9 protein-coding genes are annotated in these 10,608 nt (G+C 32.7%); all 9 read left to right on the top strand.

Annotation, left to right across the window (positions count from 1 at the left end):
• The first annotated feature begins 580 nt into the window (after positions 1-580).
• The 9 genes from thrS to B0A64_RS15175 all read left to right on the top strand — a co-directional run bounded on the left by thrS (position 581) and on the right by B0A64_RS15175 (position 10,606).
• On the top strand, positions 581-2,527 hold the full coding sequence (gene thrS / locus B0A64_RS15215) for a threonine--tRNA ligase (RefSeq protein WP_089480358.1): 1,947 nt from the start codon (positions 581-583) through the stop codon (positions 2,525-2,527).
• 16 nt (positions 2,528-2,543) lie between these two features.
• The gene (gene infC, locus B0A64_RS15210) at positions 2,544-3,101 is read left to right on the top strand and encodes a translation initiation factor IF-3 (RefSeq protein ID WP_371296044.1); all 558 of its coding nucleotides are present in this window, start codon (positions 2,544-2,546) and stop codon (positions 3,099-3,101) included.
• A 114-nt stretch (positions 3,102-3,215) separates the two neighbouring features.
• A complete protein-coding gene (gene rpmI, locus B0A64_RS15205; RefSeq protein WP_022827375.1) occupies positions 3,216-3,413 on the top strand; it encodes a 50S ribosomal protein L35 in 198 nt (65 codons plus the stop codon).
• Between the two features lie 172 nt (positions 3,414-3,585).
• Positions 3,586-3,930: a 50S ribosomal protein L20 gene (gene rplT, locus B0A64_RS15200; protein ID WP_056246768.1), complete on the top strand. Its 345-nt coding sequence runs from the start codon at positions 3,586-3,588 to the stop codon at positions 3,928-3,930.
• 152 nt (positions 3,931-4,082) lie between these two features.
• Entirely contained in the window at positions 4,083-4,655 is a 573-nt protein-coding gene (locus B0A64_RS15195; RefSeq protein ID WP_089480357.1) for a Crp/Fnr family transcriptional regulator, read from the top strand.
• Positions 4,656-4,733: 78 nt separating this feature from the next.
• Entirely contained in the window at positions 4,734-5,168 is a 435-nt protein-coding gene (locus tag B0A64_RS15190; protein ID WP_089480356.1) for a carboxymuconolactone decarboxylase family protein, read from the top strand.
• 164 nt (positions 5,169-5,332) lie between these two features.
• On the top strand, positions 5,333-7,054 hold the full coding sequence (locus tag B0A64_RS15185) for a tetratricopeptide repeat-containing sensor histidine kinase (RefSeq protein WP_244285415.1): 1,722 nt from the start codon (positions 5,333-5,335) through the stop codon (positions 7,052-7,054).
• 1 nt (position 7,055) lies between these two features.
• Positions 7,056-8,828 (top strand): sensor histidine kinase, encoded by a 1,773-nt coding sequence (locus B0A64_RS15180; protein WP_089480354.1) that lies wholly within the window; start codon positions 7,056-7,058, stop codon positions 8,826-8,828.
• Between the two features lie 2 nt (positions 8,829-8,830).
• On the top strand, positions 8,831-10,606 hold the full coding sequence (locus tag B0A64_RS15175) for a tetratricopeptide repeat-containing sensor histidine kinase (RefSeq protein ID WP_089480353.1): 1,776 nt from the start codon (positions 8,831-8,833) through the stop codon (positions 10,604-10,606).
• Positions 10,607-10,608 lie beyond the last annotated feature (2 nt).

Raw genomic sequence — 10,608 nt, 5'->3', positions numbered from 1 at the left:
CTTAACTCTTTGATAACACCTCACTTACGCTATCTTGTTTTTTCTTATTTCTAAGGTTTTTCTGGCACGCTTTAGGGTTTTCTCATTTTTAGTCTTTGAATAGTAACCGTTTTTAAAGACTTCGCAGCTTTTTTAGCCTTTTTTGGGGGTGTATTCTTTTTGGGGTTGGAATTGGGTGGCACACTCCTACTCTTCTTATAAATACAACTGCAATAGCCCCGATGGGAGTGAAAATCCTTTTGCGCCGGGGTTCGGCGCAAAAGATTGAAACGAACAGCGGGATTAAGCTCCTTAATACTTGAATGAGGTTTTTAAAACATAATCCTATATAAGGTGAGAACTTATCTTGAGTTCCTTTGACTCCAAAACAAACCTACCAGGTTTTCAAAACCTGGTAGGTGGAGGGATCAAAAAAGCTTGTCCTATATATGAAGCATAAATTACTCCTTATATATAAGGACAAAAACAAGCTTGATTGACACAATTTATATTCTTATTACATATTATAGTATAAACATGAATATATGTATTGTATGTATTTTTGTAATGCGTTATATTTGCATTCACAAAATTATAAACAATGATTAAGATTACTTTACCCGATGGGTCAATTAGAGAGTTTGCTTCAGGCGTAACTCCGATGGAGGTTGCTAAAAGCATTAGTGAAGGATTTGCAAGAAACGTAATTTCTGCATCTTTTAATGGTACAACAATAGAAACCGAAACTCCATTGACGACCGACGGTAGTCTTGTTTTATATACTTGGAATGATACGGAAGGAAAAAAAGCTTTCTGGCATTCGACTTCTCACGTCATGGCACAGGCTCTTGAGGAATTGTACCCTGGAATTAAACTAACTCTTGGACCTGCAATTTCTAATGGATTTTACTATGATGTGGATTTTGAAGACCAGAAGATCACTGATGCTGATTTTAAAAAAATCGAAGATCGCGTTTTAGAAATTTCCAGAGGCAAACATGAATTTAAAATGCGTCCGGTTAGCAAAGCCGATGCTTTGGAACTATACAAAGATAACGTTTACAAGACAGAATTGATTTCGAACCTTGAGGACGGAACTATTACTTTTTGTGATCACGCCACTTTTACTGACTTATGTCGTGGTGGACATATCCCAAATACCGGTATCATCAAAGCTTTTAAAATCATGAGTGTTGCCGGCGCTTACTGGAGAGGTGATGAAAAGAACAAGCAACTGACTCGTGTATATGGAACTTCTTTCCCTAAACAAAAGGATCTGACTGAATATCTTGAACTTCTTGAAGAAGCAAAACGTCGTGATCACCGTAAATTAGGTAAGGAGCTTGAATTGTTTGCTTTTTCACAAAAAGTAGGTCAAGGTTTGCCTTTATGGTTGCCTAAAGGCGCTGCACTTCGAGACAGATTAGAACAATTTTTAAAGAAAGCTCAAAAGAAAGCCGGATACGAACAAGTGGTTACGCCGCATATTGGACAAAAAGAACTTTATGTTACTTCTGGTCATTATGCGAAATATGGTGCTGATAGTTTTCAGCCGATACATACTCCTGCCGAAGGCGAAGAGTTTTTATTAAAACCAATGAACTGTCCTCACCACTGTGAGATTTATAATGTAAGACCCTGGTCCTATAAAGATCTACCTAAGCGTTATGCTGAATTTGGTACCGTATACAGATACGAACAATCTGGTGAACTACATGGTTTAACTCGTGTTCGAGGATTTACTCAGGATGATGCGCATATCTTTTGTACTCCGGAACAATTGGATGAAGAATTTAAAAAAGTAATTGACCTGGTACTTTATGTATTTGGTTCATTAGGTTTTGAAAACTTTACTGCTCAAATTTCATTGAGAGACAAAGAAAACAGAGACAAATACATAGGTTCTGACGAAAATTGGGAGAAAGCTGAAAACGCAATTATCAATGCTGCTGCCGACAAAGGACTGAATACTGTTGTAGAATATGGCGAGGCTGCTTTTTACGGTCCGAAGCTTGACTTTATGGTAAAAGATGCGCTAGGAAGACAATGGCAATTAGGTACTATTCAGGTCGATTATAACCTGCCTGAGCGTTTTGAATTGACATATAAAGGTGCTGATAATGAATTACATCGCCCTGTTATGATTCACAGAGCTCCTTTTGGATCTATGGAACGTTTTATCGCAATTTTACTAGAGCACACTGCGGGAAATTTCCCACTTTGGCTAATGCCGGAACAGGCTATAATCTTGTCTTTGAGCGAGAAATACGAAATATATGCTAAAAAAGTTTTAGATTTGCTAGAAAATCACGAAATTCGCGCCCTAATTGACAACAGAAGCGAGACTATTGGCAAGAAAATTAGAGATGCAGAAATGCAAAAAATACCGTTTATGCTTATTGTTGGTGAGGAAGAGGAGAAAAACGGAACTATTTCGATCCGTCGTCACGGTCAAGAAGGAAAAGGGAATATTACAGTTACAATTGATGAATTTGTCGCTATTGTAAACGAAGAAATAAAAAAGACATTAAAAGTTTTTACAGTTTAACTTAAATTATAAAGTCATAGCAATAAGAAGCAACAGAGGTTATCAACCTCGAGTAGAAAAAAAAGATGCACACAGAATAAATAACCTTATTCGTGGTGTACAAGAAGTAAGACTAGTAGGCGAGAACATCGAACCAGGTGTATTTAAGCTTGCAGAAGCTTTACGTTTAGCAGATCAATTCGAATTGGATTTGGTTGAAATCTCGCCAAACGCTGAGCCGCCGGTTTGTAAAATCATGGATTACAAGAAATTTGTTTACGAACAAAAGAAACGTGATAAGGTATTAAAAGCTAAGTCGACACAAGTTGTAGTAAAAGAAATTCGTTTTGGTCCTCAGACAGATGAGCATGATTACGAATTTAAAAGAAAAAATGCAGAGAAGTTCCTGAAAGAAGGTGCTAAATTAAAAGCATTCGTTTTCTTTAAAGGACGTTCTATTATCTATAAAGATCAAGGGCAAATTTTATTACTACGTTTGGCAACAGATTTAGAAGAGTATGGTAAAGTAGAAGCCATGCCTGTTTTAGAAGGAAAGAGAATGATTATGTTCATTGCTCCGAAGAAAAAGAAATAAGTCGTAAAGTCGAAAGTCTTAAAGCCGAAAGTCAAAACTGACTTTTAAACTTTAGACATTTAAACTTTAGACTAAGATATAAGTAAGTAAGAATAAATTAAAACACTAGGAAAAATGCCTAAAATGAAAACAAAATCTAGCGCCAAGAAACGTTTCAAAGTTACTGGTTCTGGAAAGATTAAAAGAAAGCATGCTTTTAAAAGTCACATCTTGACTAAAAAATCTAAAAAACGTAAATTAGCTTTGACACACTCAGCGCTAGTTCACAAAACAGATATGAAAAGCATCAAACAACAATTAAGAATTATTTAATTAAGTCTTAAAGTTGTAAAGTCAAAAGTCTTAAAGACTTTCGACATTCGACTTTAAAAACTTTTGACTAATAGTCTTTAGGTTAAAAATTATTTAAAAATAACCTTGGAGTATGGCTTTTAAGTTCCTTTGATTTAATTCAGGACGCCTGCTACAAAAACACATTAAAATTATGCCAAGAGCAGTAAATTCAGTTGCCAAAAGAGCAAGAAGAAAAAAAATAATGAAGCAAGCCAAAGGTTTCTTTGGTAGACGTAAAAACGTTTGGACAGTTGCTAAGAATGCAGTAGAGAAAGCAATGTGCTACGCTTACCGCGATAGAAAACAAAACAAAAGAAATTTCCGTGCTTTATGGATTCAACGTATCAACGCTGGAGCTAGATTAGAAGGGATTTCTTATTCTCAATTCATGGGGAAAGTAAAAGCTAACGGAATCGAATTGAACCGTAAAGTTCTTGCAGATTTAGCAATGAATCACCCTGAAGCTTTCAAAGCAATACTTAACAAAGTAAAATAAACGTTTTATAAACTCAATTTAGATTACTTACTTATCATAGAAAAACCATTCGCCGCGGCGAATGGTTTTTTGCTTTTACAGCTGTTTCTAAACCTGAATCTTTTAGGAATTGAATTTAAAAAGTAAATTTGTACATCACCAAAAATACAAACATGCACAAAACTCTTTTGCAACATATTGAAAAGATTGTACCACTCGATCCTTCGGAGGTTAGTGTCTTAGAATCTTGCCTGAATACTTCTATCATTAAAAAGAAAGAACTTGTATTACAGGAGGGACAAATTTGTAATACGTTATACTTTGTCATAAAAGGCTGCATGAGGCAATACATCATCAACGGGAGAGGAGCTGAACAAACACTTCAATTTGGTATTGAGAACTGGTGGATAACGGATTATTTAAGTTATCACAATCAGATTTCCTCTCACTTCTATATACAGGCGGTAGAAAAAACAGAAGTAATTGCTTTAGAAAAAGCTACTCTAGAGGCTATATTAGTTCAGATTCCAAAACTGGAGCGTTACTTTAGAATTGTTGCACAAAAATCTTTTGGCGCAGCACAAATGCGAATCAAGTTCTTGTTTACGATGTCGGCAGAAGAAAGATACCATCATTTTAATAATCTGCATCCGGAATTTGTACAGCGGGTTCCTCAATATATGCTTGCCTCCTACCTCGATTTCTCAGCAGAGTTTATGAGCAAAATAAGGGCTGGAAAAGTATAAGCTCATTTCTTGAAGTACTTCAAGTTTTTTAAAGTGCTGATCGCTGACCTTTGTATCAAACTTTAAAAAACACATAAAATGAAACCTAGAATCTCTATCCAAAAAGTTGCTCCGGAAGCTTATGAAGCTTTAATGAATTTAGAAAAATACAATGCAACTACTTCGCTAACTCCTCTTCATAAAGAATTAATAAAAATTCGTACTTCGCAAATAAACGGTTGTGCTTTTTGTATTAATATGCATACTGCCGATGCCCGAAAATATGGTGAAACTGAAAAGCGCATTTATTTGTTAAGTGCCTGGCGCGAAGCTGATGTTTTTACGGAGGAAGAAAAAGCAATTTTGGCTTTAACTGAAGAGGTAACAATGATTGGCAATCATGTTTCTGATGAAGTATACCAAAATGCTGCACGCTTATTTGATGACAAATATCTGGCTGAAATTATATTGGTTATCATTACAATTAACTCCTGGAACCGACTTGCAATAGCAACAGGAATGAGAGCAATATAATTTAAGCTATATAAGTCTTACATTTTATATACAGGCTATACTTACAAAGAAAAGTAAAATGCCTGTATATAGCTGTAAATTAGACTAAAGTATAAAATTTAATATTACATAAAATACCGTATTTATACTCTTTTTTAAGAACTTAAATTCTTTACTTTTGGCGCATGATACCACGTATAATGCGCACCTTTCTATACATTCTTTTTTGCTTTTTGTTTTTTTCTTCCTGTCAAAAAAAAAACAGCAATACTACCAAACAAAAAAGCACAAAACCTCAAGTAGAAAAACTGATTATTGTTGCTGATAAATTTTATGATGACAGAAAATTTGATAGTGCGTTTTATTATTACAATAAGGTAAAATTTATATGCAATCCAGTAACAGATGCTGAAAACTATGTAAGCACATTAGACCGAATGGCAGACATCCAGCAAACTCATGGTGATTATGCCGGAAGCGAATCTACGGTTACTAAAGCTATACCTTATCTTAAATATGTCAAAAATCCAAAACATGCCTGGAACTCTTATGTTATATTAGGAATCAATTATTTAAATACATACGATTTTAAAAGTGCTCTACTCTATTTTAATAAGGCGTTGACCTTAAAAACAACTGAATGGAGAAAAGCAGCTGCAAAAAACAATATCGCTTTAGTTTTCATTGAACAACTAAAATACAATGAAGCAATAGCCATTTTTGAGTATTTACTTGAGACCGAAGGTGTAAAAAAATTTCAGGAAGATTATGCACGAGCACTAGATAATCTGGGCTATTGCTATTATAAAATTGGAGACGCAAGAGCTGCTTCTTATCTTGAAAAAGCTTTCAAAATAAGAACCGATATACAAGATAATACCGGACTTGGCAGAAGTTATATGCATCTTGCTTTTTTGCATAAAAAAGATAACCCGTCTCTGTCTAAAAAATACATGCTTCTTAGCTACCAAAAGTATAGTCTGGTTAATAGTGTTGATTCCCGATTAGAATCTTTAAAACATTTGGTAGAAAACAGTTCTGATAAGGAGCTGAAGAAACATTCTTTGGCTTATGTTAATTTAGTCGACAGCATATTTGAGGTTCGACAGAAAGCAAAAAATCAATTTGCCAAAATTAAATACGACTCTAAAAAAGACAGGGATGAAAATTTAAAACTAAAAACTCATAAGTTTGAAAATGAGCTACAATTAGAAAGACAGAAAAACAGAAATATAATTTCTTATATAATTATTGCCTTTAGTCTGAGTTTGATTATAGTGCTTTATTTTTATCTGACTTCAAGAGGAAACAAAGAAAAAATCGAAGCTACGTACAATAGTGAAACACGAATTGCTAAAAAACTTCATGACGAACTTGCCAACGATATCTATCATACGATGGCTTTTGCAGAGAATAAAAATTTAGCTTTGGCAGAAAACAGAGAGCAATTATTAAGCAACCTTGATGCGATATATTCCAGAACGAGAGACATCTCTCAAGAAAACGGCACTATTATTACCGATAAAAACTATGTTTTGGTTCTTAAAGAAATGATTGCAGGATTTAATACTCCAAACCTTAACCTTATAATAAATGGTTTAGACACTATTGAGTGGTGTGTTATTGAAAAAAATACTAAAATTACTATTTACAGAGTACTTCAAGAACTGCTTGTAAACATGAAAAAACACAGTAATGCTTCGCTAGTGGGGATCAATTTTAAAAACACAAATAAAAACGTTAGTATTAATTATACAGATAATGGTCAAGGGATTAACATCAGTAACATTACTTTTAAGAATGGATTACATAATGTTGAAAATAGAATTTTGAATATTAAAGGGAGAATCGATATAGATTCTGCTCCTGACAAAGGATTTAAGGTCTTTATTAAATTTCCTTTATAGAATGACTAAAAAAGCCAATCCTAGTACTAAAATTGGATTTATTAAGCAATTTCTTTTGGTTTTCCTTTTATCCGGAATAACGCTTGTGGTACAATCTTGCGAAAAAAATCTAAAATTAAAACATCACAAACCGGATAATGCAGCTGCTATAAAAATACTTGTAGACAAAGCCGACGTATTATTTGACAGCAATCATTATGATAGTGCTTATTATTATTTTAATAAAGCGCAGCTTTTATGCGACAAAGAGGTAAACTATATCGATTATGTTTACTCGATTACCTGCATGGCATCAATTGAACAAAATGAGGGAGATTATACTGCCAGCGAACTATCGCTGACCAAAACTTTTCCTTATTTAAAAAAAATAGTTAAACCCAGGTTTACAGCTAATGTCTACGAACAATTGGCGGCAAATTATTACTATACTTATGACTACAACAATTCTCTTTATTATCTTATAAAAGCATTACACTTAAAGACGAGTTATTATAGAAAAAGTTCTGTTCTTAATACTATCTCAATTGTTTATATGGGACAAAAAAGATATAAGGAAGCTTTAGCTATTTTGATTCCATTATCTAAAATTAAAATACTTTGCAAAGCTGATAAAGATGTCGATGCCAATGAGCGCGCACGCGTAATAGAGAATATTGGTTTATGCTATCTTAACCAGGAAAATCCAAAATCTATATTTTATTTTAAGAAAAGTCTTAAAATGAAGTTGCTTCTAAAAGAAGACGATCTTCTTGTATACAACTACAGGCATCTTTCGTCTTACTACAACAAAAACAACAATTACAAATTAGCCAAAGAGTATGGAAAAAAAGCATACGATTTAGCTACCCGCATAAATCTTGCAACAAATAGAATTGAGAGTTTAAGTTTATTAATAAAAGCGAGCGAAGGAAATGATTTAAAAAAATACTCGTCTCTTTATATCGATCTTACTGATAGTTTGTTTACTGCACAACAAACTACGAAAAATCAATTTTCAAGAATTAAATACGATTCAAAAAACGAAAGAGCCGAAAATCTTCAACTTAAGGCTCAAAAAGCAGAAAATGACCTGCAATTAGAAAGACAAAAAAGTAGGAATATCATTTTGTATGTTGTGATTCTATTTATTCTGGGCTTTATTACATTTCTATATTTTCATTTAAAAGCAAAAGGCAGAAAAGAAAAAGATCTTGCCGTTTTTGAAAGTGAAATGAGAATCTCAAAAAAGTTAAGTAATGAACTTACCAATGATCTTCGCAACACATTATTATTTGCAGGAAACATTGATTTGAGTACTAACAAAAATAAAGAAAAGCTCTTAAATAATTTAGATTCGCTTTATTCCCGAACCAGGAATATATCTAAGGAAAACAGCCCGGTTGTAACCAATGAAAATTATAGCCTTGCTTTAAAAGAAATGATTTCAGGGTTTAAAACTCCTGATATAAACCTCTTGCTAAATGGCTTAGAAATTATTTCTTTTGATAAAACTGAAAAGAATAAAAAGATTACTATATATAGGGTTATACAAGAATTACTAATCAATATGCAAAAACACAGTAATGCTTCGTTGGTTGGTATTTCGTTCAAAAAAAGGGATAAAAGTATTCTTTTGACATATAACGATAATGGGCAGGGAATAGATCTTGAAAAAATATCTTCTAAAAGTGGCTTAAAAAACATCGAAAATAGAATTTTGAATATTCGTGGAGAAATCAATATTGATTCTTCTTCTGGCAAAGGGCTTAAAGTCTTTATTAAATTCCCATTGTAAGGATGAAAAAGAATTTAAACTTTATTGAATCAATTTTTAAACATCATTTTAGGATTGTCATTTTTTGTTTTTTTCTTGGAAGTTTCTTATTTCTGCAATCCTGTGAAAAAAGAACTGAAAAGAAAATCATCATATACAGTCCCAAACCTGAGATCAAAAAATTAATAAAAAAGGGAGATTATTTTTTTGGTACTGCAAAAAATGATAGTGCCTTTTTATATTATACTAAAGCAATATTTCTTTGTAATCCTAAAACGGTTTATGCAGAAGATTATGTCTTGGCACTTTCGCGTATTGCTAATATTCAAAAAAACAGTAGTGATTATTATGCCTCTGAAGAAACGCTAACCAAAGCACTACCGTATCTGAAATATGTTAAAAACACTGAAATTATTTCGACTGTATATACTTTAATAGCTTATAATTATTACTATAGTTTCGATTACAAAAACGCAACTGTATATCACCTAAAGGCATTAAAATTTGCCAAAACATCTTATCAAAAGTCCGTTATTTTAAATGACATTATACTTATTTATCTAAGTCAGGAAAGATACAATGAAGCGGCAGAATTACTGGTCCCTCTGGTTGCAAAAAAAATAAAACATATTACGGATGCAAGGAAAACAGATAATACTTATTCGTTGTTACTGGACAATTTAGGATATTGCTATTGTAAACTTGAAAATCCTAAGGCGGTAAAGTATCTCAATGAAAGTTTACAAATAAAGCTGAAACAAAAGGATCATTACGGACTAATTGGAACTTATAACACACTTTCGCTATTTTATGCTAATACAGATTTAAAATTATCAAAAATGTATGCAGAAGAGGCTTATAAAAGTGCCAAACGGGTAAATGCAGGTATCTATAAAGCAAATGGTCTGGCAGTGCTAATACAAAAAAGTGAAGGCGATGAACTAAAAAAATATGCGCTGGACTTTATTAAATTAATTGACAGCTTCGTTAATGCAAGACAAAAAGCCAAAAATGAATTTTCAAGAATTAAATATGATTCCGGAATAGACAGGGTTGAAAACTTACATCTTAAAGCCCTAAAAATAGAGAATGAATTACAATTAGAAAAACAAAAAAAACGTAATATTATTTCTTATGTCGTCATTTTTTTGACAACCGGGATAAGTTTAATCCTTTATTGTTATCTGATGCTAAAAGGCAGAAAAGAAAAAGACAAGGCGATCTTTGAAAGCGAAATGCGGATCTCTAAAAAACTACACGACGAACTGGCTAATGATGTTTATAATACCTTGACTTTTACAAAAAGTACGGATCTTAGACAAGAAGAAAATAAAGAACAATTGTTGCACAATCTGGAGGCTATTTATTCCAGAACCAGAAATATTTCTAAAGAAAACAGTTCGATTGCAACTGATCGAAATTACAGCAATGCCTTAAAAGAGATGATTGCCGGTTATAAAACTGCTGACTTAAATATTATACTCACTGGTTTCGATCTAATTTCTTGGAATGAAATCGAAAAAAACAAAAAAATAATCCTTTACAGAATTTTACAGGAGTTGTTTTCTAACATGAAAAAGCACAGTCAGGCAACTTTAGTGAGTATTACTTTTAAAAATATGGAAAAAAATTTAACTATACTCTATAACGATAATGGGGTTGGAGCCGGAAATAGGATTACAATTTTAAAAAATGGACTACAAAATGTGGAAAACCGTATTAAAACTATAAATGGAAATATTATTTTTGGAAATAATTCAGAGAAAGGTTTTAGATTAAATTTCTCTTTTCCTTTATAAAC

Origin of the sequence: Flavobacterium araucananum (genome assembly GCF_002222055.1) — a bacterium.
GTDB lineage: Bacteria > Bacteroidota > Bacteroidia > Flavobacteriales > Flavobacteriaceae > Flavobacterium > Flavobacterium araucananum.
The sequence above is the reverse complement of the archived record's forward strand: the minus strand, read 5'-3'. Positions and strand labels throughout refer to the sequence as shown.

Coding starts and splice junctions, on each gene's coding strand:
- thrS (WP_089480358.1), top strand. CDS start 581: ATGATTAAGATTACTTTACCCGATGGGTCAATTAGAGAGTTTGCTTCA.
- rpmI (WP_022827375.1), top strand. CDS start 3,216: ATGCCTAAAATGAAAACAAAATCTAGCGCCAAGAAACGTTTCAAAGTT.
- rplT (WP_056246768.1), top strand. CDS start 3,586: ATGCCAAGAGCAGTAAATTCAGTTGCCAAAAGAGCAAGAAGAAAAAAA.
- B0A64_RS15195 (WP_089480357.1), top strand. CDS start 4,083: ATGCACAAAACTCTTTTGCAACATATTGAAAAGATTGTACCACTCGAT.
- B0A64_RS15190 (WP_089480356.1), top strand. CDS start 4,734: ATGAAACCTAGAATCTCTATCCAAAAAGTTGCTCCGGAAGCTTATGAA.
- B0A64_RS15185 (WP_244285415.1), top strand. CDS start 5,333: ATGATACCACGTATAATGCGCACCTTTCTATACATTCTTTTTTGCTTT.
- B0A64_RS15180 (WP_089480354.1), top strand. CDS start 7,056: ATGACTAAAAAAGCCAATCCTAGTACTAAAATTGGATTTATTAAGCAA.
- B0A64_RS15175 (WP_089480353.1), top strand. CDS start 8,831: ATGAAAAAGAATTTAAACTTTATTGAATCAATTTTTAAACATCATTTT.